This is a genomic window from Streptomyces sp. NPDC037290 (assembly GCF_055603245.1).
Genome location: NZ_JBVJVZ010000013.1, coordinates 140,667 through 165,977, shown reverse-complemented (window position 1 = coordinate 165,977; position 25,311 = coordinate 140,667). Strand labels below are relative to the sequence as shown.

The window sequence follows — 25,311 nt, the reverse complement described above, 5'->3', positions numbered from 1 at the left end:
GTTGATTTTTGGCACGCTGTTGAGTTCTCAAGGAACGGTCGCTTCCTTTGTACTCACCCTCTCGGGCTTTCCTCCGGGCTTCCCTTCGGTGTTTCAAACTCTATCAGGCTTTTTCCGACTCCCTGACCACCCTCCCGCAAGCATGCGGAAGCGGATCCGAAGATAGGATCTGACGAGTTTGGTTTCTGCTGAGTGAGTGGCGCTTTCGCGTCGCTCCGTCCCAAGCAGGAGTACGACTGTACACGGGGCGCTGAAGGGCGTGCAAATCCGCGCGGTTGGTGGTCTAGACCACTTGCTGGTAGCTTCCATACGGAACCGCCAGTTCACATGACATACGCTGCTGCTCAGTGCGCAGCTCCACTCCTTGGGAGGCTTCCCATGACCACCGTGACGTCCCCTCTTGCAGGACGTGCCATCGGACTGGCCGCAGTGCCGGATCCGGTCTTCTCCGGGGCCATGGTCGGCCCGGGCACCGCGATCGACCCCGTGCGTGAGCCCTCCGAGGCCGTGGCGCCCGTGGACGGGGTCATTGTTTCGCTGCACCCGCACGCCTTCGTCGTCGTGGACGAGAGCGGGCACGGCGTGCTCACCCACCTCGGCATCGACACGGTGCAGCTCAACGGCGAGGGTTTCGAGCTGCTCGTCAACAAGGGCGACACCGTCACGCGCGGTCAGGCCGTCGTGCGCTGGAACCCGGCCGTCGTCGAGGCCGCCGGCAAGTCGCCGATCTGCCCCGTCGTGGCGCTCGAAGCCACGGCCGAGTCTCTCTCCGACCTCCGCGACAGCGGTGACGTGAAGGCCGGCGACAGCCTCTTCTCCTGGAAGTGACGGCACAGCCGTCGTAGGGCGGCGCACAGACAACCACCGCGGCGGCGGGACCCGCCGCACTACCGGAGACGGGTGAGATGGAGACAACGCTGCGAGGCGTCGGCGTGAGCCATGGCGTGGCCATCGGCGAGGTTCGGCACATGGGTACGGCGGTGCTGGAGCCGCCGGCCAAGCAGATCCCCGCGGAGGAGGCCGAGCGGGAGCAGGGACGCGCTCGCCAGGCCGTGGACGCCGTCGCCGCCGATCTGATGGCGCGCGGCAATCTGGCGGGCGGCGAGGCCCAGGCCGTGCTCGAGGCGCAGGCCATGATGGCCCAGGACCCCGAGCTGATGGCCGACGTGGACCGCAGGATCGCCGTCGGCAGCACGGCCGAGCGCGCTGTGTACGACGCGTTCGCGGCGTACCGGGAGCTGCTTGCCGGTGCCGGTGAGTACCTCGCCGGCCGAGTGGCCGATCTCGATGACGTGCGGAACCGTATCGTCGCCCGGCTGCTGGGCGTTCCCATGCCGGGTGTGCCGGACAGTGACCAGCCGTATGTGCTGGTGGCGCGCGATCTGGCTCCCGCCGACACGGCGCTGCTGGATCCCTCTCTCGTGCTCGGTTTCGTGACCGAGGAGGGCGGGCCGACCAGTCACAGCGCGATCCTGGCGCGGGCGCTGGGTGTACCGGCGGTCGTGGCGCTGCCGGGTGCCGGTGAGCTGGCGGAGGGCACGGTGATCGCCGTCGACGGCAGCACCGGCGACATCTTCGTCAACCCGAGCGCGGAGAAGAAGGCACAGCTCGAGGCCGCGGCCGCCGAGCGCAAGGCCGCGCTGGCCGCCTCGACCGGTCCGGGTGCGACGGCGGACGGTCACAAGGTGCCGTTGCTGGCCAACGTGGGCGGCCCGGCGGACGTGCCGGCTGCCGTGGAGGCCGGGGCCGAGGGTGTCGGTCTGTTCCGTACCGAGTTCCTGTTCCTGGACGACAGCAAGAACGCTCCTTCCGAGCAGAAGCAGGTGGAGGCCTACCGGCAGGTGCTGGAGGCGTTCCCCGAGGGCCGGGTGGTCGTGCGGGTGCTGGACGCGGGGGCGGACAAGCCGCTGGACTTCCTGACTCCGGCCGACGAGCCGAACCCCGCGCTGGGTGTGCGGGGTCTGCGGACGCTGCTGGACCACCCTGATGTCCTGCGGACCCAGCTGACCGCGCTGGCGAAGGCCGCAGAGGGGCTGCCCGTCTACCTCGAGGTCATGGCGCCGATGGTGGCGGACCGCGCGGACGCCAAGGCGTTCGCGGACGCCTGCCGTGAGGCGGGGCTCCGGGCGAAGTTCGGCGCGATGGTGGAGATCCCGTCGGCCGCGCTCCGGGCGCGTTCGATCCTGCAGGAGGTCGAGTTCCTGTCGCTGGGGACCAACGACCTCGCGCAGTACACGTTCGCAGCGGACCGGCAGGTCGGTGCGGTGTCCCGGCTTCAGGATCCGTGGCAGCCTGCGCTGCTCGACCTGGTGGCGCTGTCCGCCGAAGCGGCCAGGGCCGAGGGCAAGAGCTGTGGTGTCTGCGGCGAGGCCGCGTCGGACCCGCTGCTGGCCTGTGTGCTGACCGGTCTGGGTGTCACCTCCCTGTCGATGGGTGCGGCGTCCCTTCCTTATGTCCGGGCGACGCTGGCGAAGTACACGCTGGCGCAGTGCGAGCGGGCTGCGGCGGCGGCGCGGGCCGCGGACAGCGCCGAGGAGGCGCGCAACGCGGCTCAGGCGGTGCTGTCCGGGGAGTAGCCGTACCGCCACGCCGGAAAGTGCCGGGTTCAGGGGCGCCCCGCCTTCGGGTGGGGCGCCCCTGGTGCGTTCGCCCTCAGTGTGGGTGCCCCGGTGTCCCGCCCTCGTCTCCGAGGTCGGGGGGCTCGCAGTAGTCGACGCCGGACTCCGGGGAGATGAGGTCACCGGATTCGACGTCGGTGCAGTAGGCGTCGAACACTTCGGAGGCGCTGAGCGGCTCGAGGGCGCCGGCCCTTAGTCGCCAGCCGTAGACGCGGTCGGGGGTGCCCGGGGCGCTGGTGCGCAGGACGAGTCCGCCGGGGCTGCGGGTCGCGAGGCCCAGGGCGAGGACGCTGGCGAATTCCAGTACCTCGGCCTCGTCGAGTCGGGTGTGGGCGTGGCCGTCCTGATCGCCGTGCAGGACCGAGACCAGGGTGTCCGGTGGTCCGGAGACGCTGCACACGAGGTGGCGGTCGCCGGGTGGGGCGGTGTCGAGGATGCGGGCCAGGAGGTCGGAGGCGCGGGCGAAGCCCGCCCTGCCGATGTCCTCGCCGCAGGTGGGGCAGGGGCCGAGGCGGGAGAGCAGGGTGGTGGCGTACTCCCAGGTCGCCTGTCGTACGGCTTCGTCCACGAGGGCGGGTACGAGGGTGGCCAGGGGCCGGCCGTCGTAGGGGATGGTGGGGCCCGTGGCCGCCAGTTCCGCGGTGAAGCGGGTCCGGTTGGCCGGGGCTTCGGGGTCGAGGCCTGCTTTTGCGCAGTAGGCGGCGTAGTCCTCGGGGTCGAACAGGGCGAGTGTGGTGTGGGTGCCCTGGTCGGCTCGGGCCTTGAGGACGGCCTCGACCTGCTGGAGGTAGGTCGTGTGGTCGTCGAAGGTGAAGCTGCGGTAGCGCCGCATGGCGCGGAAGTCGTGTTCGTCGGTGAGCAGGCCGATGGTGCCGGCGATCTCGCGGCGCAGGACGCGTCGCATGGTCTGGTGGTCGGTGTGCGCCATGTTTCCCCCAAAGTGCGCAGTCGATCAATGCTCACTCACCGTAACCGGCGGCACTGACAACGGGTGGCGCTGCGTGGCCGGCCTCGGACTTCGCCGCCCTGCTGGGCGAGTCCGAGGCCGGCTGGGGAGGGCGGGGCCCGCGGGGTTCAGCCGCGCTTGCGGGCGAGTTCCTCGTAGAAGCCGAGGAGGGTGAGGTTGTCGATGGAGCCGGGGTTGACCGCCTTTTCCAGGGGGGTGCCCTGCAGCAGGCGCTTGACCGGGACCTCGATGCGCTTGCCGGTGAGGGTGTGCGGGACGCCGGGGACCTCGATGATCTCGTCGGGGACGTGGCGCGGTGAGAGTTGTTCGCGGATGGCCTGCTTGATGCGGTTCAGGAGCGCCTCGTCGAGCACGGCTTTGGGTGCGAGGTGCACGAACAGCGGCATCCAGTAGCCGCCGTCGGGCTGCTCGATGCCGATGACCAGGGATTCCTTGATCTCGGGCAGGCGCTCGACGACCTCGTAGATGTCGGCCGATCCCATCCGGACGCCCTGCCGGTTGAGGGTGGAGTCGGAGCGGCCGTGGATGATCACGGTGCCGCGCGAGGTGACCGTGATCCAGTCGCCGTGCCGCCAGACGCCGGGGTAGGTGTCGAAGTAGCTGTCGTGGTAGCGGCTGCCGTCGGGGTCGTTCCAGAAGCGGATCGGCATGGAGGGCATCGGGTTGGTGACGACCAGCTCGCCGACCTCGTCGATGACGGACTTGCCGCTGGGGTCCCAGGCCTGCAGGTCGGTGCCGAGGCCGGGGGCCTGGAGTTCGCCGGTGTACACCGGGAGCGTCGGTACGCCTCCGGCGAAGCAGGAGCAGACGTCGGTGCCACCGCTGACGGAGGCGATCCACAGGTCGTCGCGGACTTCGTCGTGCAGCCAGCGGAAGCCGTCGGGTGGCAGCGGGGAGCCGGTGGTGGCGACGCACTTCACGGCGGAGAGGTCGTGGTCGCGCGCGGGGTGGACTCCGGCCTTGCGGCAGGCCATGACGTAGGCGGCGGAGGTGCCGTAGAGGGTGGCTCCGGTGCGTTCGGCGATCCGCCACTGGGCGCCGGTGTCGGGGTGGCCGGGGCTGCCGTCGTAGAGGACGATCGTGGTGCCCGTGAGCAGGCCGGAGACGAGGAAGTTCCACATCATCCAGCCGGTCGAGGTGTACCAGAAGAAACGGTCCTCCGGGCCGAGGTCGCAGTGCAGGCCGAGTTGCTTGAGGTGTTCGACGAGGATGCCGCCCTGGGACTGGACGATGGCCTTGGGCAGGCCGGTCGTGCCGGAGGAGTAGAGCACCCACAGCGGGTGGTCGAACGGGACCTGCTCGAAGACGGGCTCGGTGTCCCCCGCCGTCAGCGCCGACCACTCCAGTGCCCCCTCGGGTGCCTGGGTGCCGAGCAGCGGGATGTGGACGACGGCGCGTACGGTGGGCAGCTCGCGGCGCAGTTCGGCGACGGCCTCGCGGCGGTCGTGCTCCTTGCCGCCGTAGCGGTAGCCGTCGACGGTGAACAGGACGACGGGTTCGACCTGCTGGAAGCGGTCGAGAACGCTGCGGGCGCCGAAGTCGGGGGCGCAGGAGGTCCAGACGGCGCCCACGGCGGCCGTGGCGAGGAGGGCGACGACGGCCTGCGGGATGTTGGGCAGGTAGCCGCTGACACGGTCCCCGGGGCGTACGCCGAGGGCGCGGAGTTCGGCGGCGAGGGAGCCGATCTGGCGTCGCAGCTCGGACCAGCTCACCGGGCGCGGTTCGTGGGTCTCGTCGACGTACAGCAGGGCGGGCTGGTCCGCGCGCTCGGCCGCGGCGCGCAGGGCGTGCTCGGCGTAGTTGAGGGTGGCTCCGGGGAACCACTGGGCGCCGGGCATGGTGCGGTCGCCGAGCACGCGCGCGTAGGGCGTCGAGAAGCGTACGTCGAACCACTCCGTGACGGCCGTCCAGAAGGTGTCGAGCTGGTCGACGGACCACTGGTGCAGGGCGGGGTAGCCGCCTTCGGCCGGGGCGCCGTGGTGCTCGGCGGCCCATGCCTGGAACTGCGTGATGCGGGCCTGGGCGATCCGCTCGGGATCGGGCTGCCAGAGCGGCTGGGGGTTCGCGGTCGACATGGGGCGGCTCCCGGGCTGTGCGCGTCGTGGGCGTCGGTCCGCGCACGGGCTGGGGTGTGCGCGTGACGCGGCTGACAGGGACGATGCCATGTGATCGACTTCTACACCAGGGTGCACCCCACACAGTCCGTGTCGTGAAGATGTGGTCCCAGCACGGGTGAACGGCAGTTGAACGACACGCGCGCGTGGGGTGCTCAGTGGCAGGGTGAGCAGCATGGACGGTCGTGACCTGGTGCGTTCGGTGAGTGTGGTCGGTTCGGGGAGGGCGGCTCGGGGGTTGCGTACTGTACGGGCCGCGTGGCGCAGGCGGCGGATCGATGCCGCCGGGCTGCCGCGGCGGGGGGCCGAGCGGGCACGGGTCCCGGGTCAGGTGGAGGGCGTGGCGCCGGGTCCGGGCGGCGGGTTGATCCGCTTCGGCCGGTCCGAGCTGCGGATCACCGTCGCGGTGAACGGGGCGGTGTTCTGGGGGTGGGACGGGGCGGCTCCGCAGCCCTCGTACGCGCTCGCCGGGAGCAGTCCGGAACCGGATCCGCGGGCGGTGCTGGAGCCGGACAAGGACGGTGGCTGGAGGGTGGTCGCCGAGCGCGTGACGATCACCGTCTCACGGCACGGCGCGGTGGAGGTCTGCACGCCCGGCGGTGTCAGGCTGCGGCGGGATCTGCCGCCGCGCTGGTGGGAGCCGGTCGGCGGGGGTACGGCGCGGTGGATGCAGCGGTCGGAGGTGGCGGCGGACGCCCGCTTCTTCGGTCTGGGCGGCCGGGCGTCCGGGCCCCGTCTGCGGGACGGCGTGTACCGGTTGTGGAACACCGATCCGGGCCGGGCGTTCGGCCCCGGTGACGATCCGCTGTATCTGACGATGCCGGTGCAGCTGGTGGTGGCCGACGCGGGCACGCACCTGGTGTTCCACGACACCACGTGGGACGGCACGGTGATGGTGCGGGAGGGCGAGGAGGGCGCCGGGTCCGGGCACGACCGGGCGGGGCGCTGCGAGGTGCGGATGGACGGCGGGCCGCTGCGCTGCTGGGTGATGGTGGGCACTCCCGCGCGCGTGCTGCACACCTGGGCCTCGCTGACCGGTGCGCCCGCGCTGCCGCCCTCGTGGGCGCTCGGCCACCATCACGCGCGGTGGGGGTTCGGCAGCGAGCAGGAGGTGCGCCGGATCGTCGCGGGCTACCAGGAGCGCGGTCTGCCGCTGGACGCCGTGCACCTGGACATCGACCACTACGACGACCACCAGGTGTTCACCGTCGATCACGAGCGTTTCCCGAAGCTGCCGCAACTCGCCGACGAGCTGCGCCAGGACGGGATCCGGTTGGTGTCGATCGTCGATCCGGCCGTGCGGGCGGTGCCACGCAACGCGCTGTACGACGGCGGTTCGGCCGTGGACGCGTTCGTGCGGGATGCCTCGGGGCGCGAGGTGCGCGGTGTGGTGTGGGCCGGGGAGTCGGTCTTCCCGGACTTCACGCACGCGCCCGTGCGCGCGTGGTGGGGCGAGTTGTACGAGGAGCGGCTGGGGCAGGGCTTCGCCGGGTTCTGGCACGACATGAACGAGCCGACGTCGTTCAACGCCTTCGGTGAGCCGACCCTGCCGCGTTCGGCCCGGCACTCCCTGGAGGGCCGCGGCGGGGACCACCGGGAAGCGCACAACGTGTACGCGTTGTGCATGGCCCGGGCGGCCTACGAGGGGCTGCGCCGGCTGTCGCCCCAGGAGCGGCCGTTCCTGTTCTCGCGCTCGGGCTGGGCGGGCATGCAGCGGTACGGGGGCACCTGGTCCGGGGACGTGGCGACGGGCTGGCCGGGACTGCGAGCCTCCCTGTCGCTGGTGCTGGGGCTCGGTCTGTGCGGGCTGCCGTACTCGGGTCCGGACGTGGGCGGTTACGACGGCAGTCCGTCGCCGGAGCTGTACCTCAGATGGTTCCAGCTCGGCGCGTATCTGCCGCTGTTCCGGACCCACGCGAGTCTGCGGGCGGGGCGCAGGGAGCCCTGGGAGTTCGGTGCCGAGGTGCTGGAGCACGCGCGCGTGGCGCTGCTCGAACGGCAGCGGCTGCTGCCGTACTTCGTGACCTTGGCGCACCTGGCGCGGCGCACCGGCGCGCCCTATGTGCGGCCGCTGTGGTGGGGGGCGCCGGAGGACCGGGCGCTGCGGGACTGCGAGGACACGTTTCTGCTCGGGGACGGTCTGCTGGTGGCTCCCGTGCTGGACCCGGGTGCCGACCGGCGTGCGGTGCAGCTGCCACGGGGCCTGTGGTACGACACGGTGACCGAGGAGGCCTGTGAAGGGCCGGCGCAGGTGCTCGTCGACGCGCCGATGTCGCGGATACCGGTGTTCGCGCGCGCGGGAGCGGTCATTCCGGTGCGCGGTGCCGGCGGCGGCCTCGAACTGGAGGTGTGGGCACCCGCGCGTGGCCGGACGGGAGGCGGCCTGGTGGTGCCGGACGCGGGCGACGGCTGGGACGAATCAGAGATCGAACGCTACGTCGCCCGCCGGCAGGGCCGTGGGGTGGTGGTCACCCGGGAGCGGGAGAACGGTTCCGCCGAGCCGTCCTACCCGGTGCGGGTGCGGGGCCTGGGCTGAGCTGAGCGGGCCGCCTCGTGCGGGCGTCACACTTTGGCCGGCCGAACCGGGCGTCTCAGACGTACCGGCCCTCGAACCAGGCCCGTACGGCCACGGTGTGCAGCGGGAAGGCGAGTTCCTCGGGCCTGCGCAGCAGGTGCCAGCCTTCGGTCTCGTCCGTGGGGTCGGCGGGCGGGAGTCCCTCGACGGGGCGCTCCGGGAGGAGCCCGAAGAGGATCAGGTGGCCGTCGGGCGAGCTCATGGCGTCCACGAGGCGTACGTCGCGCGCGGCCGCGTCGATGCCGGTCTCCTCCTTGAGTTCGCGCACGACGGCCAGCCTCCAGTCCTCACGGTCGTCGATGTAGCCGCCGGGCAGTGCCGTGCCCCCGCGCGCGGGGGCGACGGTCCTGGTGATGACGACCAGGGCCGTGCCCTTCGTGTCGTACACCGGCTGGAGCGCGACCGCGACCGGCAGCGGATTGCGGTAGGTGACGTGCCCGCAGGACGGGCAGGTGCGCGGCCAGCCGGAGACGCCCTCTCCATAGGGCGATCCGCAACTCGAACAGTGGGAGCCCGGTGCGGAGTTGGCAGGTGAGTGTTGAGTTTCGGACACGCGCGGACTGTATCCGATCAGAAGAGGCCCGTCTTCCGCAGTCGGATCAGTGACCGCCGATCAGTGACTTCCGGGACACGGGGAAGTCGAAGTAGGTGTCCGGATAGGGCTCGGGCTTGTAGGTGAAGTGCCACCACTCCTCGGCCAGGTTCACGAATCCGAGGTTTTCGAGGGTGCCTTTGAGCAGCAGTCGGTTGGCACGTTGTTCGCCCTGGATGCGCGGGTCGAGCGTGTGCGCGAGGGTGTCGAAACAGTCGAATCCCGTGCCCATGTCGACAGAGTTGTCAGGGAAACGCTCGCCCTTGGGCGCGTAGCAGGGCACGAGTGGCTCTCCGGGGTGGTAGAGCCGGGTCGGCCTCGCGGGGAGCTTCACGATCGTGAGGTCCATGGTGGAGCCACGGCTGTGGCCGGATTTCGCCGCGATGTAACCGTCCTCGAACAGCCGGGTCTTGTCGACGTCCGGGTAGAACTCGCCCTTCATCGCCTGGTCGTCGAGGTCCTCGGCCCAGCGGACGAAGTGGTTCACGGCTCGCTGCGGCCGGTAGCAGTCGTACACCTTGAGGCTGTAGCCCTTGCGCAGCAGCTGCAGCTGGGCCTGGTGGAGGGCTTCCGCCGCCGGGCGGGTGAGGATGCACATCGGTTGCTCGTAGCCGTCGATGTGCTCGCCGACGAAGTTGTGCCGGGTGAAGTAGCGGATCTCCTGGATGATGGTCGGATCCACGGTGGACAGGGCGACGAAGTCCTTCGGTGCTCTGGGGTCCGACTTCGCCTGGGCGGTGGCGGAGGCGGCGGTCACGGCCAGCAGGGCGGCGAGGGCGGTGACGAGTCCGCGGACTGCACGGGTGAGTCGTGTCATGTCCCCTGCATCTATCAGGTAGGTGTTCCGGCAGGGAAGCGATCGGATGCGATTCCCCCGGATGCGGGACTGCGGCCGGCGCCACCCCATGTGGGCGCCCTGCCCTTTTGCGGCTGCCCGTGCCACACTCCTGACGCTTCGTCAGAAAGCATGAGGAGGAGCCTTGCCGCACAGACGCACACCAGCGGTCGCCGGCTGGTTCACGGGCGAGGGAGACGACTTCCGGCTCCTGGGCACCCGCTGCTCGTCCTGCGCCACCGTGTTCTTCCCACGCGAGGACGCGCACTGCCGCAACCCGCACTGCGACGGCGGCTCGCTGGAGGAGGTACCCCTCTCACGAACAGGGCGAATCTGGTCGTACACGGACAGCCGCTACCGACCGCCGTCACCCTATGTGAGTAATCCGGAACTTCCGTGGGAGCCGTATGCGTTGATCGCGGTGGAGCTGGAGGCCGAGCGGATCGTGGTGCTGGGACAGGCGGCTCCCGGGGTCACCGTCGCCGATCTGGCGGTGGGCACGGAGGTGGAGGTCGTCGCCGGCGTGCTCCACGAGGACACGGAGACGACCTGGACGACCTGGCACTGGCGGCCGACGGGGGTGAGGGCGTGACGACGGATGTGGCGGTGCTCGGCGCGGGCATGCACCCATGGGGCAAGTGGGGGCGCCCCTTCGTGGAGTACGGGACGGCAGCGGCCCGCGCAGCGCTCGCGGACGCCGGGGTGGACTGGTGCGACGTCGGCTCGGTCGTGGGCGCGGACACGGTGCGTGGCGGTTATCCCGGATATGTGGCGGGAGCGACGTTCGCCAAGGCCCTGGGCTGGCAGGGGGCGAGAGTCGCCAGCGTGTACGCGGCGTGCGCCTCCGGGGCGCAGGCGATCGCCGCGGCGCGGGCACAGATCCTCGCCGGGCTGGCGGACGTCGTCCTGGTGGTGGGGGCGGACGCGGCACCCAAGGGGTTCTTCCGGCCCGCCGGCGGGGAGCGCCCGGACGATCCGGACTGGCTGCGCTTCCGTCTCCTGGGCGCGACGAACCCGACGTACTTCGGGCTGTACGCGCGGCGGCGGATGGCCGTGCACGGCGACACACCGGAGGACTTCGCCCTGGTCAAGGTGAAGAACGCCGCCATGGGTGCGCTCAACCCGTACGCGCGCTACCGCAGGCGGGTCACCGCCGAGGAGGTCGCCGCCTCCGCGGTGGTCGCCGATCCGCTGCGGCTGCTCGACATCTGCGCCACCTCCGACGGCGGCGCGGCCCTGGTGCTGTCCAGCCTGGACTTCGCACACCGGCACGGCGTGGCCCGGCCGGTACGGATCCGGGCGGTGTCGACCGTGACCCCGCGCTTTCCCAGCACGGTGCTGGATCTGCCCGACATCGCCACGGACTCCGCGGTCGCCGTGCGGCCCCCGGGCCAGGCCTTCCGGGCGTCCATCGCCCGGACGGCCTACGAGGAGGCGGGCGCGGGCCCCGAGGACCTGTCCCTCGCCGAGGTCTACGACCTGTCCACCGCGCTGGAGCTGCAGTGGTACGAGGACCTGGGGCTGTGCGGCGAGGGCGAGGGGGCGAAGCTCCTGCGGGAGGGCGCGACGGCCCCGGGCGGCCGGATACCCGTCAACACCAGTGGCGGGCTTGCCTCCTTCGGGGAGGCGGTGCCGGCCCAGGCCATCGCCCAGGTGTGCGAGCTCACCTGGCAGTTGAGAGACACGGCGGGCGACCGGCAGATCGCCGGGGCGCGGGTGGGAATCTCCGCCAACCAGGGGCTTTTCGGGCATGGTTCGGCGGTGGTCGCGGTGAGGTGAGGCAGCCGGCGAGACGGTCCGGTGGCGCCGGTGGCCGAAAGGTTGTCCACGCTGTGTGATCACCCCGGAATCCTGCGTGAACGTCTCATGAACTGGGCCTGGGCCCGTTCGGGCGGAGCCATCATGCTTCCCGTGCACTCCTGGACGGATACTCTCCGCTTCGCCTTCCAGCCGGTGGTCAACCTGAGGACGGGCGCGGTCGCCGCACTGGAGACACTCGCCCGCCCGGAGACCGGTGACATCCTGGCCGAGGCCCGCCGGGACCCCGAACTCGACGGGAAGCTCACAGTGCTGGCCCTCCGCGCCGCGACACGCAAGGAAACCCTGCTGCCGCTGCACCTCAACGTGTTCGCGGCCACCCTCGCCGACCTCGGCGGCCTCACCCCGCTGCACGACGCCGTACGCGCAGCCGGGCGGCTGCCCTGGGAGGTGACGCTGGACGTGGTCCCGCCCTTCACGCACGTACCGCAACGGGCTTTGCTGGAGGCGGTGGCCGCGCTGCGCGAGCAGGGGTTCCGGATCAGCGCGGACGGCATCGGGGACGGCGACGTACCGCTACGGCTGCTCACCGACCTCTCGCCCGACCTGGTCAAGCTCGACGCCCCGCTGCTGTCCCGGCCTGCCGCGGTACGGGCGATGCGCACGCTGTGCAAGGAACTGGGGGCCCTGGTGGCGGTCGAGGGGGTGGAGACCGAACTGCAGTGCGCGGCGGCGGTGTCGGCCGGTGCGCAGCTGGCCCAGGGCGAGCTGTTCGCGCCGCCGGCCCGGATCCCCGCCGCGGACGTATACGTTCCGCCGCACACCCCGGGTGCCGTGGGCGTGCCCCGGTCCGGGCCGTCGGTGCGGGAGTTCGTGCGCCCGGCCGCCGTCCTCCCGGTGACCGTCTCGGCGGGGCAGGTGCGCGCACTGCTGACCGGATCACCGGAGGTGTCCGGTGTGCTGCTGGTGGACCAGGCAGGACGGCCGGTGCGGTCGGTGCACCGCTCCCGGTTCCTGCTGTCGATGTCCGGCCGCTACGGCCACGCCCTGTACGCCGACCGGCCGGCCTTCAAACTGGGGGACGCGCCCCGCACGGTCGGCGTCGACGCCACCGCCTGGCAGGTGCTGGACGTCGTCGCGATCGGCGGCCGGGACCGGACCTCTGACGATGTCGCGGTGGTCGACCGGCGCGGGCGGTGCGTGGGTGTCGTACGGCTCGCGGACCTGGTGCGGGCACTGGCCGAGAGCCGGGTCGAGGAGGCGGCCGGGCTCAATCCGCTGACCCGGCTGCCCGGTTCGGACGCGATCACGGGCGAGGTGGACCGGTGGATCGCGGACGGCCGCACCGTCGCGCTCAGCTGGCTGGACATCGACCACTTCAAGCAGGTCAACGACGGTGCCGGATTCGCTGCGGGAGACGAGCTGATCCGGTCGGTGGGGCGCGCGCTGCAGCAGGCCGTGTCGGGGCACGCGCGCGTGGGGCACATCGGCGGGGACGACTTCCTGGTGCTGGCCGAGGAGGCGGCGCTCGATCCGCTGGTGACCGCCGTGCTCGACGCGCCCTGGTCGGCGGGAGACCGGCCGGTCACGCTCTCCCTCGCGACCGTGGTGTGCGCTCCGGGCAGCGTGGGCGACCATCGCCAGGCCGCCGCCCAGCTCGCTCCGCTGAAGAAGGCGGCCAAGGCGCTGCGCGGCGCGAGCTGGGTGCTGGGGCGCGCCGGGCTGCCCGGTCACGAGGTCCGGCGCGGCTCTCGGGCGGCGACGGCGCAGGCCGGGTACGCGGCCGCCGAGCCGGGGTGGTGAACGTTCCTGCCGTACACGTGTGTTGAGGGCCCGCGGCAACGGCGGGGTCGCCGTGCGTGTCGCTGTCACCGTCGCCGTCGGCAGCCTTGACGCCCCCGTGGCACCGGTGAACACTTCCCGGTGTCAGCCGACATCGCCGTACATTCTCGGCGTTATCAGGCACTGCGCCATGGGTCTGTCCTGCTCCACGGCCCGTCCCCCTCCCGGCGATACGGCTGCGACGGCACGCTCGTCACGGACGCCGGGCGGGAGCGCGGGCTGCCCGCCTCCGGCTGAAGTCGCCACGCACTTTCCTGCACGGAGGCCGGGGCCGAGCGCCCTCGGCCGGCGCCAAGGGAGCCGCCATGAGCAACGGAGACATTTTCGTCGGCGAGGTCATCGGCACCGCGATCCTGATCCTGTTCGGTGCCGGGGTCTGCGCCGCCGTCACTCTCAGATACTCCAAGGCGCGGGCCTCGGGCTGGGTCGTCATCGCGTTCGGCTGGGGCTTCGGCGTCCTCGCGGGCGCGTACACCGCCGCCCCGCTCTCCGGTGGCCAGCTCAATCCCGCGGTCACCATCGGCATCGCCGTGGACACCGGCAAGTGGGACAAGGTCTGGGTCTATCTGCTGGGCGAGATCGTCGGCGCGATGCTGGGCGCCGTCCTCGCCTACCTGGTGTACCTCGCGCAGTTCCAGGCCAACGTCCGCAAGGAGGGCACCACCGAGGGCACGGCCGACGAACCGGTGCCGACGCTCGGCATCTTCTCGACGATCCCGGAGATCCGGAACCCGATCGCCAACCTCGTCACCGAGATCATCGCGACGATGGCCCTCGTCCTGCCCGTCCTCGCCTTCGGGCTGACGAAGGGCCTCGGCGAGTCCGGCACCACGGTGCTGATCGTCTCGCTGCTCGTCGTCGGCATCGGTCTCTCCCTCGGCGGGCCCACCGGCTACGCCATCAACCCGGCCCGCGACCTCGGCCCGCGTATCGTGCACACCTTCCTGCCGATCCCGAACAAGGGCTCGTCCGACTGGGGATACGCCTGGATCCCGGTGGTCGGCCCGCTGATCGGCGGCGCGCTCGCGGGCCTTGTCTACAACGCGGCCTTCTGACCCGGCGACCGCACCGCGCTCTTCCAGCCATCCCGCTGCACGCCCCAGCGACCCGACCCAGCAACCCAGGGACAGCCATGACGGACACCGCCGAGAAGTACGTCGCCGCCATCGACCAGGGCACCACGTCCAGCCGTTGCATCGTCTTCGACCACGGCGGCGGGATCGTCGCCGTCGACCAGCGCGAGCACCGCCAGATCTTCCCCAAACCGGGCTGGGTGGAGCACGACGCGACCGAGATCTGGTCCAAGGTGCAGGCCGTGGTGGGCGGAGCACTCGCCAAGGCCGGGCTGCGCGCCGACCAGTTGAGCGCGCTCGGCATCACCAACCAGCGGGAGACGACCGTCCTGTGGGACCGCGCCACCGGCAAGCCCGTGCACAACGCGATCGTCTGGCAGGACACCCGTACCGCGGCCCTGTGCAACGAACTGGGCGGCAAGGACGGCCAGGACCGCTTCCGCGAGCAGACCGGGCTGCCGTTGGCCAGCTACTTCTCCGGGCCCAAGGCAGCCTGGCTGCTGGACCATGTGCCCGGCCTGAGGGAGCGGGCGGAACGTGGTGAGATCGCCTTCGGGACCATCGACTCCTGGCTGATCTGGAACCTCACCGGTGGCACCGACGGCGGCCGGCACGTCACCGACGTCACGAACGCCGGCCGCACCCTGCTCATGAACCTCGAGACGCTGCAGTGGGATCCCGCCATCCTGTCCGCCATGAACGTGCCCGAGGCGGTCCTGCCCGAGATCAGGTCCTCCGCCGAGGTGTACGGCACCGCGGTCGGACAGCTCGCCGGTGTGCCCGTGGCCTCCGCGCTGGGCGACCAGCAGGCCGCCGTCTTCGGACAGGCCTGCTACGACGTGGGCAGCGCGAAGAACACGTACGGCACCGGGAGTTTCCTGCTGCTGAACACCGGGAACCGGCCGGTGCCGTCCAAGAGCGGGCTGTTGACGACGATGGGCTACAAGATCGGCGGAGAGGCGCCGGTGTACTGCCTGGAGGGGTCCATCGCGATCACGGGCGCGCTGGTCCAGTGGTTCCGCGACCAGCTCGGGATCATCCGCAGCGCGAACGAGATCGAGACGCTGGCGGCGAGCGTCGAGGACAACGGCGGCGCCTACATCGTGCCCGCGTTCTCGGGCCTGTTCGCGCCCTACTGGCGATCCGACGCGCGCGGCGTCGTCACCGGCCTGACCCGGTACGTCACCAAGGCCCATCTCGCGCGAGCCGTGCTGGAGGCGACGAGCTGGCAGACCCGGGAGGTCGTGGACGCCATGTACCAGGACTCCGGCGTGCGGATCACCACCCTGAAGGTCGACGGCGGCATGACGAAGAACAACCTGCTCATGCAGCACCAGGCGGACGTCCTGGGCGTGCCGGTGATCCGGCCCCGCGTGTCGGAGACGACCTGTCTGGGCGCCGCTTACGCAGCGGGTCTGGCGACGGGCGTGTGGAACGACCTGGGCGAGCTGAAGTCGCACTGGCAGCGGGACGCGGAGTGGACGCCGGCGATGGAGCCGTCGGTACGCGACCGCGAGTACCGCAACTGGCGCAAGGCCGTGGAGAAGAGCTTCGGCTGGCTGGGGGAGGACGGCGGCGCGTAGGACGCGTGAAGGCACGGAGCGTAGGAGGCGCGCAGGCGTAGGAGGGGCGGAGGCGTAGGAGGGGCGGAGGCGCGTAGGAGGGGCGGAGGCGCGTAGGAGGAGCGAAGGTGCGCAGGAGGGCAGGGCCGAGTCGCCGCACGCGCGCGTGAGCGCTTTCACGGCCGTCGTCGTACGCGCGTGGGCGCTCCTCACCGGACCACGGCCCGTACCCCGGTCGGCGGGGGTACGGGCCGTGCCCGTCGGTCAGCCGAGGGCGGCCTGGCGGCGGTCGGCCGCGTGGTCCATCGCGTGCTGGACGACCCCGATGAGCACCTCCTTGACCGTTTCCCGGTCACGCGCGTCGCACAGCACGACGGGTACGCTTTCGTCCAGGTCGAGGGCCTGACGGACGGCATGGGCCGGGTAACGCGCCGCTCCCTCGAAGCAGTTGACGCCGACGAGGAAGGGTATGGAACGCCGCTCGAAGTAGTCCACGGCGGCGAAGCAGTCCTCCAGACGGCGCGTGTCGGCGAGGACGACGGCACCGAGCGCGCCCTCGGACAGCTCGTCCCACATGAACCAGAACCGTTCCTGCCCGGGCGTTCCGAAGAGGTACAGCACCAGGTCCTCGCGCAGGGTGATACGGCCGAAGTCCATGGCCACGGTGGTGGTGTGCTTGCCCTCCACACCGCTGGTGTCATCCACCGGGCGCCCTGCCTCGGTGAGCAGTTCCTCGGTGCGCAGCGGCCTGATCTCGCTGACCGCGCCGACGAGGGTCGTCTTGCCGACGCCGAATCCACCGGCCACGAGGATCTTGAGCGTGACCGGCTCGACCGGGGTCTTGCCGCGCTCAGAACGCCCGAAGATCATCGGTCTCTTCTCCTGCTCGAGTGAGGGTCGGGCGACGGCCGGCTGAGGCGGCCGCTGCCAGGGGAATCGATGCCGGATGCACCGCGTACGCCGCCGGGGCCGGCGTCGGACGAGCCGCTCGGGCCGAGGCCGGCGGCCGTACGACCGGACCGCCGTCGCCGTGCTCCGTTTCCGAACCGGTCACAGCGCCCGGAGGCCGTTGATCACGTCGCGCAGGATGCTCTCGTCCGGCAGCTCGGCCGGGGGAACCGGGCGCGTGACGTGGACGAGCTCCGCATGCACGAGGTCGCCGATGAGGACGCGCACCACGCCGGTCGGCAGGTCGAGTTCGGCGGCGAGTTCGGCGACCGACTGCGGCTCGTCGCGACACAGCCCGACGATCTCCACGTGCTCGGGCGACAACGAGGGATCCGTCTCCGGGTCGCCCGCGTCGGATTCCGTGACGACCACCGCGATCAGGTCCAGCCGGTGCTGGGCCGGACTCGTGGTGCGGCCCCGTGTCATGGCGTACGGACGGACGACCGGCCCGGCCTCGTCGTCGAACCAGTGGTTTCTTCCCTGACCGTCTCCGCTCATGTCATCCCACTACCCGCCTGCGGACAGATCGGTGCGCGGGGCGGCGCCCAGATGGACACCGACCCGCTTGACCAGGAGCGTCATCTCGTAGGCGACCTGTCCGACGTCGGAGTCGGCGTCGGACAGGACGGCGAGGCAGCTGCCGTCACCGGCGGCCGTGACGAACAGGAAAGCGTCGTCGAGCTCGACGACCGTCTGCCGGACGCTGCCCGCGTCGAAGTGACGGCCCACGCCCTTGGCGAGGCTGTGGAAGCCGGAGGCGACGGCGGCCAGATGCTCGCTGTCCTCCCTCGTCAGGTCCTTGGACACACCTGTTGGCAGGCCGTCGCCGGACAGGACGACGGCCTTGCGGATACTGGCGACCCGGTCGACCAGGTCGTCCAGGAGCCAGTTCAGCTCCCCCTTGTTCGTCGCCGTGTGGCCGGTCGCCTTTGGTGCGGTCATCGACCGTCCCCCTTAGTCGTTCCTTGTGCTGTGCCGTCGTGGGCGCCGTCGCCCGCGGTGTTCTCCCGCCGGCCGCGCTGCCAGCCACGCTGGAGCGAGGCCATCCGGCTGCGGACCTCGTCGGCGTCGCGGTCGGTGGGCTGCGCCGCGCGCTCTGTGCGCCGCGCGGTTTCCTGCTTGAGCTGGGGGGCCAGACTGGCCTGTCGTACCCGCCTGGGCAGGGACCCGGTGGCCGGTTCGGCGCCCGACCCGGTGGCCGCCGGGCTGTGGGAGTCGCCAACGCCGGTCGGTCGGGGCGTGTCCCGGGTGGGCAGGGCTTCGCGGCCGGGCGTGGCCGGGTCGCCGCCCTGTCCGGCCGTCGTGCCGGCGAACTCGGCTGCCTCGCCGCGGGACGTGACGACCTCGCCGGTGGGCCGGGCCGGGCCGCCACCGCTGCGGGGCTCTTCGGCGAAGGGCTCGACCGGGCCGGCACCCGGACGGGGCCCGTCGACGGACGACTCGGGCGGGCCGCCGACTGGACGGAACGCTTCCGCGAAGGACTCCGCGGGGCCACCCCCCGGACGAAACCTTTCGCCGGTCGGCTCGGCCGAATCACCGAAGCGGTCGCGCTCACCCATGGACTCGGCCGTACCACCGAAGCGGTCGCGTTCACCGGCAGGTCCGGCGTCACCACCGCCGAGCCCCCGCTCGCCAGCAAGCTCGGCCGCGCCGCCGTCCGACCAGCCCGGGGAGCTCTCATCCGACCAGCCAAGGGGGCCCCTGCCCGGCAGGCTCGTGTCGCCCGCACGCGATGGGCCCGTGTCGCCCCCGTCCGGCCGCCGTGCGGCACCCGCACCGTCCTCGCTGGACGGAGCGGGCCGGGTACGGCGGGGCAGGGGCGGGATGTCGGGGGTCGGGTCGGTGCCGTCGGCGGGTACCGTGCCGCGTTCCAGGGCGCGGTCGGGGAGTTCGGAGGGGCGGCGGGACGCCGTGGTGCGCCGGCGTGCGGGCAGCGGAGCCAGCGCGCCCGTGTCGGTGCGGCGGGACGCGGCGGAGGACTGCTCGTCGGGTTCGTCGCGGCGGCTGCGCTGGTCGGTCACGGGCCTGCCGTGCGAGCTGACCAGTTTGGGGGGTTGCCGGCGCGGCAGCGGGATGGGCCCGCGGTCCCCGGCCTCTTCGCGCGGCGCGCGGTCGGCGGACGCGGCGGGCGACTGGTCGTCGGCGCGGGAGCGGGAGCGGCGGGGCCGGAACAGTCCGCCGCGCTCGCTGTCCTCGTCCGCCAGGACGCCCGGGAAGTCGTCGATGGCCTCGATGGCGTCGAGATCCACGGGCGCCTCGAGCTCGACGGGGCCGTCCAGCAGTGAGGTCGGCAGACCGGGCAGCTGTGCCGGCGCCGCGGATCGTCCGGCGGCACGGCCCGCGGCCTGCCCGATGCCCTTCCCGGGGCGGTCCCGGTCCAGGCGGAAGCCGATCCCGTTGGTGTCCGGTACGTCGTCGCTCAGCAGCGTGTCGGGGATGAAGACGACGGCGGTGGTGCCGCCGTAGGGCGACGGCTGGAGCGAAACCCGGACGTTCTGCCGCTGGGCGAGCCGGCTGACCACGAACAGGCCGAGGCGGTCGGTGTCGGACAGTTCGAACTCGGGGGTCTCGGCGAGGCGCAGGTTGGCGTCCAGGAGTGCCTCGGCGGTCATACCGAGGCCCCGGTCGTGGATCTCCAGCGTGAAGCCGTTGGCGACCCGCTCGCCGAGCACCTGTACGGCGGTGTGCGGGGGCGAAAAGACCGTGGCGTTCTCCAGGAGTTCGGCCACGAGGTGGGTGAGGTCGGCGACGGCCGGGCCGGTGACGGCGACGCGGGGCAGCCGTCGGACCTCGATGCGTTCGTAGTCCTCGACCTCGGCGACGGCGGCGCGCACGACGTCCATCAGCTGCACCGGGCGGCGCCACTGCCGGGAAGGCGCGGCGCCGGAGAGGATCACCAGGCCCTCGGCGTGCCGCCGCATGCGGGTGGTGAGGTGGTCCAGGCGGAAGAGGTCGGCGAGTTCTTCGGTGTCCTCGGTGCGGCGTTCCATGGCATCGAGCAGCGTGAGCTGCTTGTGCAGCAGCACCTGGCTGCGCCGGGCGAGGTTGACGAACACCTCGGAGACACCGGACCGCAGCTCGGCCTGTTTGACGGCGGCCTCGACGGCGGCGCGCTGGAGGGTGTTGAGGGCCTGACCGACCTCGCCCATCTCGTTCTTGTCGTACTCCAGGCGCGGCACCTCGGTCTCGATGTCGACCTGTTCACCGGCGGACAGGCGCCGCATCACGCTGGGCAACCGGACACCGGAGGCCTCGTGCGCCTCCAGGCGCAGCTGGCGCAGGTCGCGGACGAGGCCGCGGCCGATCCGGACCGACAGGACGACGGAGACCACGAGCGCGACCAGGCCGAGCAGTCCCGCCACTGCCGCCTGCAGGATGACGTCGAGGGCCACGGGGCGGGTACGGTCCTGGAAGCGGTCGCCCGCCTGGTCGTCCAGGGTGCCGAGGTCCCCCAGCACGCTCGCGGCCGCGGAGTCCCAGCTCTGCGCCGTGACACCGCGCGGAGTGCCGGAGTCCGTGCGGACGGCGGTCTGTTCGGCCGCGCGCAGCGGGGCGGTGGTGGCGTTCTTCCAGAAGTGTTCGTAGCGATCGCGCTCAGCGGCGGGCAGCAGCGGCAGGCTCACGTCGTACAGGACGGTGCGCTGGGCGACGAGGTCGGAGATGGCACGCGTCTCGTCGCGGGTGAGCCTGCCGACGACCAGGGAGGAGCCCAGCAGGGCGTCCTCGCGGGAGAGCAGTTCGCGGGCGCGGCTGATGTTGACCATGGCGCGGGCCTGCGCGTCCAGCTCGACGTCGTCGATGCCTTCGAGGGAGCCGAGCAGCGTGAAGCAGGGGTCGACGAGACGGTTGTACTGGCCGAGGGCCTGAGCGCGGTTGACCGTACCCGCCTCGACACTGTGGCGCAGGGAGTCGAGGCCGTCGAAGGCGTCGAGGACGGTGGTGAGGCGTTCGCTGTCGTCGGCGTCCATGGCGTCGAGGACGTCCTGGTCACCGGCGTTCTTCCGGATCCTGGCGATGGCCCGGTCGGTGGCGGCGCGGGTGCGCTGCAGCGCGGAGAGGGCGTCGGCGGCCCGCGGGTCGGCGAGGTAGACGAGGGTCTGGCGGCGTTCCTGCTGGAGGCCACGGACGATGTCCTCGGCCGGGTAGCCGATGTCCTGCTTGACGTCCGACACGTGGAACAGCCGGGCGACTTCGCGACCTGTGAGTACCGTGGTGAAGCCCCAGATGGCGGTCAGGGACACCAGCGGCACGAGAAGCAGCGCCACGATCTTCCGGCGGATCGACTTCCCGCGAAAGCGCATGGCCTCCCCCAGCTCGACCCCCGCCGGCCGGGGGTGCACATGTGCGTCAACAAACGGCGCGAGCCTACTACCGCCCCACAGTTAACTCGAAGACACGTCCGGAGGGTGAACTTCCGCTCCGGGTGCGAGACATGCCGAGTTGTCCGGCCATTACGGGAGATTGCCACCGCGATCCGGTGCCCGGGCCCGGCTCGACCGTGATGTCGTGGCCGGGCGGTTGGCTTGTTTTTTTCGTCGGTGGGGAATCTTCGCGCTCTCTCGTTCGTCCTTCTCTACGGGCAATGGGGGCGGAATGGGCCACAGGAGCCGCATCCCGCACCCCGGCGGCGTAAAACAGCGCAAGCCGGGCAGCCACTGGGGAGTCGGGGTGTCGTGAGACACCGGGGCGAGCGGTCTGCTGGCGGTGGGGAGGACACGGTGATGGGCACGGCGGAGCGGCGCGAAGCGCCCGAGGAGAGCGTGGCGGTGCGCTCGGCGGCGCGGCGGAGGTGGGAGGCGCCCGATCGCGGCGTTCCGGCGCATGGGAGAGCAGGGGAGTCCGCCGGCGAACAGCAGCAGGAATACCGCCCGTTGTGGGTCGAGGAGCCCGCCCGACGGCACCCGATGCCGGATCCGGTGCGTACGGCGGCGGTGCGGGCGGTGCTGATCATCGCGGTGACGCTGATACAGGCGATGGTGGCCTTCCTGTGCACGATGGCCGAGTCCTGGCTGGCGTTCCCCATGGTGGTCAGCAGCGTGGCGAGCACGGTGGTGGCCACCTGGGCCGTGGTCGACGTGTGGGTGACCCGCCAGGTGTGGAGCCAGCGGCACGGCGTGATCTCCGAGCCGAGCAGCACGGCCCGGGCGCTCCGCCGCGAGCGGCGTGCCCGCCGCCGCGAGGAGCGCTCGGCCCTGCGCGAGCAGGAGCGGATACGCCGACGGGGCGGCGCCGGGCAGTTGTCGCACCCCTGAGCCGGAGGGCCCGGGCGGGGCGGGGCTGCCGGCCGCGCCCGGGCGGGCGTGCCGAGAGCGGGCGCGAGCCGGGTCGTCCGCGAGCGGACCGGCCGCGAGCCGGACGTGACCCGTACCGGACGGCTCCGGCCCCCCGTCACAGCGCGGCCGGGGCGACCCCTTCCCGTTCCTCCCGCTGGAGTTCGCGGCGGGCCCGCATGAAGGCGCGCGGCCGGTCGACCCCGAGTACGGCGACGGTACGGCCGTCGCGCTCGTAGCGGGCGAGGAAGCCGGTCTCGCCGGGGCCCTCCTCGGTGATTTCGCCCTCGGTGACGTGGACGGTGTCACCGTCACGGTGCCGACCCGCGAACTGGATGCGGGAGCCGTACTGGTCGGACCAGAAGTACGGGGTCGTCCGCACTGTGTCGAGGGTGCGGCCGGCGAGCAGGTTGGTCACGGCGACCCGGGGTTGCTCGGTGGCGGAGGTCCAGTGCTCCGCCCGCTTCCCGCCCACGCGGGCGACGTCACCGACGGCTACCACCTGGGGCAGGGCCGTCGCACAGCCGTCGTCGCACAGCACGCCGTCCTGCAGGGCGAGCGGCGAGCCCACGAGCCAGGAGGTGTTGGGCGTGGCGCCGATGCCGACGATCACGACGTCGGCGGGGAGCGTGCGGCCGTCGGTGAGGTCGACACCGGTGACGGTGGCGGTGCCGCGCAGGCCTGCCACACCGGTTCCGGTGATCAGTTCCACCCCGGCGCGGCGGTGCAGGGCGGCGCACACGGCGGCCATCCCGGCGCCGAGTTGGGGCACCAGCGGCAGTGGTGCCGCCTCGACCACCGTGACCGAGTGACCCAGGGCGGCGCACGAGGACGCGGTCTCGGCGCCGATGAAGCCGCCGCCGATGACGACGACCCGGCGGGGGCCCCGGCCGAGGTCGGCGCGCAGGGCGCGGGCGTCGTCCAGGGTGCGCAGGGTGTGGACACCGGTGAGGCTGTCGCCGGGTATACGGCGGGCGGCGGCGCCCGTGGCGATGACGACGGCGTCGGTGGAGACCGTGCGGCCGTCGCCGAGAAGGACGGTACGGCCGCGCGCGTCGAGCCCGCGGGCCCGGACGCCGAGCCGCCACTCGGCGTCGAGTCCGGCGGTGTCGTCGGGATCGGTGAGGGCGAGTTGCTCCTCGTCGGTGCGGCCGGTGAGGAATTCCTTGGAGAGGGGAGGCCGGTCGTAGGGGAGGTGGGGTTCCTCGCCGACGATCACCAGTCGGCCGTCGAAGCCCTGGGCGCGCAGTTCCCGGGCGGCGTAGAGGCCGGAGAGGGAGGCGCCGACGATGGTCACGGTCTTCATACGGCACGGCTCCTCGCGGGGGCGGCGGGGCGGTGGGGGCGGACCGGTGCCTCGTCCGAGGAACGGCGCGTGAGGGTCCTGACGGCGGGCCAGGAGGTGACGGATCGGAGCAGGGGCTGTCTCGGGGCACGGTCGCCGCGGCGACCGCCGGAGGAATTCACGCGGTCACTCCGGCACGGGAAGCCGCGCGGGCCCGGTGGGGCAGCGGGGGCTCCGCCCGGGTTCTTGGCGGGGTTCATGCGGCCGTGCCCTCCTCGGCGGTGAGGTGGACGTGGACGATGCCGTCCTCGACGGTGACGCGGTGGGTGCGTACGGGGCGGCGGGCCGGCAGGCAGGTCGGCTCTCCGGTGCGCAGGTCGAAGGACGCGGCGTGCAGCGGGCATTCGACCAGGCAGCCCTCCAGCCAGCCCTCGGAGAGGGACGCGTCCTGGTGGGTACAGGTGTCGTCGATGGCGTACAACCCGCCGTCTTCGGTGCGGAACACGGCGATGGGCGGTGTGGTCGCGACGCGGACGGACTCGCCCTCGGGGAGGTCTTCGAGGCGGCAGACGGGAATCACGGGCCCCCCTCTCGGTCCGGGACACTCGGGTCCGGACCTGCTCGATGCAGGCGTCAGGGATGCGGCCGGGAGCCCGGACGCGCGGTGGTCCGGCCCGGCAGCGGTAAGGGAGTGCAGCGGCAAGGCGATGACGGACCGACTCGGGTCCGGGTCGTCCGGCACCCTTCCGGGATCCGGACGCTTCGGTAACATGATGTTTCGTATGGCGCACGCTCTAGCGCTATGCGCAACAGAATCCGCGCGGGACGGCCGCCGCGTCAAGGGCTTCCCGCAGATGCGGCCCGAACCGGGCCCACAGGTGGTGAGAGTTGAGCCATGACCCGCACGCAGAAGCAGTCTGACCGCAGCGAGGAGAACACGCGGAACCCACGAGCCCCGGAGAGGCAAAGCGGCCGCGGCACGGCCAGTGCGGTGCAGTCCGTGGACCGCGCCGTGAGTGTGCTGGAGATCCTCGCCCGGCACGGCGAGGCGGGCGTCACCGAGATCGCCGAGGAGCTGGACGTACACAAGTCCACGGCCTTCCGGCTGCTCGGCGTCCTGGAGAACCGCGGCCTGGTGGCCCAGGCGAAGGACCGCGGCAAGTACTACCTGGGGGCGGGCGTACTGCGCCTGGCGGGGGCGGCGGCAGTGCGGCTGGACATCTCCCAGGAGGGCGTTCCGGTCTGCCGGGAGGTCGCCGACGAGCTGGGCGAGACCGTGAACATCGCCGTGCTCGACGACGACGCGGCCGTCAACATCATGCAGGCCCGCGGCACCGCGTCGGTCACCGCGCAGAACTGGCTGGGCAGACGCACCCCGCTGCACGCCACCTCCAGCGGCAAGGTGCTGCTCGCGCACATGCCGCCCACCCTGCGCGAGGGCCTGCTGGCGCGTTCGTTGCCGCGGTTCACGGACCGAACGATCACCGGCGCGGCCATGCTGCGCGCGGAACTGGAAGCCGTGGTCGAGCAGGGCTACGGGGTCACGATCGAGGAGCTGGAGCTGGGGCTCGCCGCCGTCGCGGCACCGGTGCGCGCGCACGACGGCAAGGTGATCGCGGCGATCAGTGTCTCGGGGCCGGTGTACCGGCTGAATCCGGACCGTCTGCCGGAGGTGGCGAAGCGGACGGTGGCGGCCAGCGCGGAGCTGTCGCGGCGGATGGGCTACGGCTTCTGACGGACCGGCGGGCGGACGCCCCACGGAGACCGGGCAGCACAGGCCCAGCGCACCAACCGCGGGGGGGGGGGGGGGGGGGGGGGGGGGGGGGGGGGCGGGGGGGGGGGGGGGGGGGGTGTGGGCCGCGGTGTCTTTCG

20 protein-coding genes are annotated in these 25,311 nt (G+C 72.1%); 10 read left to right on the top strand and 10 right to left on the bottom strand.

Going from position 1 to position 25,311, the window contains the following annotated elements; translation table 11 throughout:
• Window positions 1-378 precede the first annotated feature (378 nt).
• Window positions 379-828: a PTS sugar transporter subunit IIA gene (locus tag ACZ7HQ_RS33680; protein ID WP_470998296.1), complete on the top strand. Its 450-nt coding sequence runs from the start codon at window positions 379-381 to the stop codon at window positions 826-828.
• 77 nt (window positions 829-905) lie between these two features.
• Window positions 906-2,576 (top strand): phosphoenolpyruvate--protein phosphotransferase, encoded by a 1,671-nt coding sequence (ptsP, locus tag ACZ7HQ_RS33675; protein WP_470998295.1) that lies wholly within the window; start codon window positions 906-908, stop codon window positions 2,574-2,576.
• A gap of 76 nt (window positions 2,577-2,652) precedes the next feature.
• On the opposite strand, the gene ACZ7HQ_RS33670 is transcribed toward ptsP, so the two are convergent.
• Entirely contained in the window at window positions 2,653-3,546 is an 894-nt protein-coding gene (locus ACZ7HQ_RS33670; RefSeq protein WP_470998293.1) for a hypothetical protein, read from the bottom strand.
• A gap of 146 nt (window positions 3,547-3,692) precedes the next feature.
• Complete coding sequence (locus tag ACZ7HQ_RS33665; RefSeq protein WP_470998291.1) at window positions 3,693-5,660, bottom strand: acetoacetate--CoA ligase; 1,968 nt, start codon at window positions 5,658-5,660, stop codon at window positions 3,693-3,695.
• Between the two features lie 214 nt (window positions 5,661-5,874).
• Here ACZ7HQ_RS33665 and ACZ7HQ_RS33660 point away from each other — a divergent pair, with 214 nt between their 5' ends.
• On the top strand, window positions 5,875-8,235 hold the full coding sequence (locus ACZ7HQ_RS33660) for a glycoside hydrolase family 31 protein (RefSeq protein WP_470998289.1): 2,361 nt from the start codon (window positions 5,875-5,877) through the stop codon (window positions 8,233-8,235).
• 55 nt (window positions 8,236-8,290) lie between these two features.
• On the opposite strand, the gene ACZ7HQ_RS33655 is transcribed toward ACZ7HQ_RS33660, so the two are convergent.
• Entirely contained in the window at window positions 8,291-8,827 is a 537-nt protein-coding gene (locus ACZ7HQ_RS33655; protein WP_470998287.1) for an NUDIX domain-containing protein, read from the bottom strand.
• Between the two features lie 46 nt (window positions 8,828-8,873).
• Window positions 8,874-9,683, bottom strand: coding sequence for a M15 family metallopeptidase (locus ACZ7HQ_RS33650; protein WP_470998285.1), 810 nt, complete (start codon window positions 9,681-9,683; stop codon window positions 8,874-8,876).
• A gap of 163 nt (window positions 9,684-9,846) precedes the next feature.
• On the opposite strand from ACZ7HQ_RS33650, the gene ACZ7HQ_RS33645 reads away from it, so the two are divergent.
• The 5 genes from ACZ7HQ_RS33645 to glpK all read left to right on the top strand — a co-directional run bounded on the left by ACZ7HQ_RS33645 (window position 9,847) and on the right by glpK (window position 15,957).
• Entirely contained in the window at window positions 9,847-10,293 is a 447-nt protein-coding gene (locus tag ACZ7HQ_RS33645) for a Zn-ribbon domain-containing OB-fold protein (protein WP_470998283.1), read from the top strand.
• Window positions 10,290-11,480, top strand: coding sequence for a lipid-transfer protein (locus ACZ7HQ_RS33640; RefSeq protein WP_470998282.1), 1,191 nt, complete (start codon window positions 10,290-10,292; stop codon window positions 11,478-11,480). Before ACZ7HQ_RS33645 ends, ACZ7HQ_RS33640 begins: the two co-directional genes overlap by 4 nt.
• A gap of 132 nt (window positions 11,481-11,612) precedes the next feature.
• Window positions 11,613-13,262 (top strand): EAL domain-containing protein, encoded by a 1,650-nt coding sequence (locus tag ACZ7HQ_RS33635; protein WP_470998305.1) that lies wholly within the window; start codon window positions 11,613-11,615, stop codon window positions 13,260-13,262.
• Between the two features lie 344 nt (window positions 13,263-13,606).
• On the top strand, window positions 13,607-14,356 hold the full coding sequence (locus ACZ7HQ_RS33630; protein WP_470998280.1) for an MIP/aquaporin family protein: 750 nt from the start codon (window positions 13,607-13,609) through the stop codon (window positions 14,354-14,356).
• A 77-nt stretch (window positions 14,357-14,433) separates the two neighbouring features.
• Window positions 14,434-15,957, top strand: a complete 1,524-nt coding sequence (gene glpK / locus ACZ7HQ_RS33625; protein WP_470998279.1) for a glycerol kinase GlpK — start codon at window positions 14,434-14,436, stop codon at window positions 15,955-15,957.
• 243 nt (window positions 15,958-16,200) lie between these two features.
• Here glpK and ACZ7HQ_RS33620 read toward each other — a convergent pair whose 3' ends face one another.
• The 4 genes from ACZ7HQ_RS33620 to ACZ7HQ_RS33605 form a co-directional block, all read right to left on the bottom strand.
• Window positions 16,201-16,806 carry a GTP-binding protein gene (locus ACZ7HQ_RS33620; RefSeq protein WP_470998277.1) on the bottom strand — a complete coding sequence of 202 codons (606 nt, stop codon included), beginning with the start codon at window positions 16,804-16,806 and terminating at the stop codon, window positions 16,201-16,203.
• 180 nt (window positions 16,807-16,986) lie between these two features.
• Complete coding sequence (locus ACZ7HQ_RS33615) at window positions 16,987-17,382, bottom strand: DUF742 domain-containing protein (RefSeq protein ID WP_470998276.1); 396 nt, start codon at window positions 17,380-17,382, stop codon at window positions 16,987-16,989.
• Window positions 17,383-17,391: 9 nt separating this feature from the next.
• Window positions 17,392-17,826, bottom strand: coding sequence for a roadblock/LC7 domain-containing protein (locus ACZ7HQ_RS33610; RefSeq protein WP_470998275.1), 435 nt, complete (start codon window positions 17,824-17,826; stop codon window positions 17,392-17,394).
• Window positions 17,823-21,185 (bottom strand): sensor histidine kinase, encoded by a 3,363-nt coding sequence (locus tag ACZ7HQ_RS33605; RefSeq protein WP_470998274.1) that lies wholly within the window; start codon window positions 21,183-21,185, stop codon window positions 17,823-17,825. The genes ACZ7HQ_RS33610 and ACZ7HQ_RS33605 overlap by 4 nt, the downstream gene beginning before the upstream one ends.
• Window positions 21,186-21,605: 420 nt before the next feature.
• On the opposite strand from ACZ7HQ_RS33605, the gene ACZ7HQ_RS33600 reads away from it, so the two are divergent.
• Entirely contained in the window at window positions 21,606-22,136 is a 531-nt protein-coding gene (locus ACZ7HQ_RS33600; protein ID WP_470998273.1) for a hypothetical protein, read from the top strand.
• A gap of 136 nt (window positions 22,137-22,272) precedes the next feature.
• Here ACZ7HQ_RS33600 and ACZ7HQ_RS33595 read toward each other — a convergent pair whose 3' ends face one another.
• Both ACZ7HQ_RS33595 and ACZ7HQ_RS33590 read right to left on the bottom strand, forming a co-directional pair.
• Window positions 22,273-23,460 carry an NAD(P)/FAD-dependent oxidoreductase gene (locus ACZ7HQ_RS33595; protein ID WP_470998272.1) on the bottom strand — a complete coding sequence of 396 codons (1,188 nt, stop codon included), beginning with the start codon at window positions 23,458-23,460 and terminating at the stop codon, window positions 22,273-22,275.
• A gap of 235 nt (window positions 23,461-23,695) precedes the next feature.
• On the bottom strand, window positions 23,696-24,019 hold the full coding sequence (locus ACZ7HQ_RS33590; protein ID WP_470998269.1) for a bifunctional 3-phenylpropionate/cinnamic acid dioxygenase ferredoxin subunit: 324 nt from the start codon (window positions 24,017-24,019) through the stop codon (window positions 23,696-23,698).
• Between the two features lie 315 nt (window positions 24,020-24,334).
• Here ACZ7HQ_RS33590 and ACZ7HQ_RS33585 point away from each other — a divergent pair, with 315 nt between their 5' ends.
• Complete coding sequence (locus ACZ7HQ_RS33585; protein ID WP_470998267.1) at window positions 24,335-25,174, top strand: IclR family transcriptional regulator; 840 nt, start codon at window positions 24,335-24,337, stop codon at window positions 25,172-25,174.
• The last annotated feature ends 137 nt before the right edge of the window (window positions 25,175-25,311 follow it).

What these genes read in the sequence shown, in the direction of transcription:
- ACZ7HQ_RS33660 (WP_470998289.1), top strand. Translation starts at nt 5,875, where the DNA reads ATGGACGGTCGTGACCTGGTGCGTTCGGTGAGTGTGGTCGGTTCGGGG.
- ACZ7HQ_RS33585 (WP_470998267.1), top strand. Translation starts at nt 24,335, where the DNA reads ATGACCCGCACGCAGAAGCAGTCTGACCGCAGCGAGGAGAACACGCGG.
- ACZ7HQ_RS33665 (WP_470998291.1), bottom strand. Translation starts at nt 5,660, where the DNA reads ATGTCGACCGCGAACCCCCAGCCGCTCTGGCAGCCCGATCCCGAGCGG.
- ACZ7HQ_RS33650 (WP_470998285.1), bottom strand. Translation starts at nt 9,683, where the DNA reads ATGACACGACTCACCCGTGCAGTCCGCGGACTCGTCACCGCCCTCGCC.
- ACZ7HQ_RS33680 (WP_470998296.1), top strand. Translation starts at nt 379, where the DNA reads ATGACCACCGTGACGTCCCCTCTTGCAGGACGTGCCATCGGACTGGCC.
- ACZ7HQ_RS33600 (WP_470998273.1), top strand. Translation starts at nt 21,606, where the DNA reads ATGGGCACGGCGGAGCGGCGCGAAGCGCCCGAGGAGAGCGTGGCGGTG.
- ACZ7HQ_RS33610 (WP_470998275.1), bottom strand. Translation starts at nt 17,826, where the DNA reads ATGACCGCACCAAAGGCGACCGGCCACACGGCGACGAACAAGGGGGAG.
- ACZ7HQ_RS33620 (WP_470998277.1), bottom strand. Translation starts at nt 16,806, where the DNA reads ATGATCTTCGGGCGTTCTGAGCGCGGCAAGACCCCGGTCGAGCCGGTC.
- ACZ7HQ_RS33595 (WP_470998272.1), bottom strand. Translation starts at nt 23,460, where the DNA reads ATGAAGACCGTGACCATCGTCGGCGCCTCCCTCTCCGGCCTCTACGCC.
- ACZ7HQ_RS33605 (WP_470998274.1), bottom strand. Translation starts at nt 21,185, where the DNA reads ATGCGCTTTCGCGGGAAGTCGATCCGCCGGAAGATCGTGGCGCTGCTT.
- ACZ7HQ_RS33630 (WP_470998280.1), top strand. Translation starts at nt 13,607, where the DNA reads ATGAGCAACGGAGACATTTTCGTCGGCGAGGTCATCGGCACCGCGATC.
- glpK (WP_470998279.1), top strand. Translation starts at nt 14,434, where the DNA reads ATGACGGACACCGCCGAGAAGTACGTCGCCGCCATCGACCAGGGCACC.
- ACZ7HQ_RS33615 (WP_470998276.1), bottom strand. Translation starts at nt 17,382, where the DNA reads ATGAGCGGAGACGGTCAGGGAAGAAACCACTGGTTCGACGACGAGGCC.
- ACZ7HQ_RS33670 (WP_470998293.1), bottom strand. Translation starts at nt 3,546, where the DNA reads ATGGCGCACACCGACCACCAGACCATGCGACGCGTCCTGCGCCGCGAG.
- ptsP (WP_470998295.1), top strand. Translation starts at nt 906, where the DNA reads ATGGAGACAACGCTGCGAGGCGTCGGCGTGAGCCATGGCGTGGCCATC.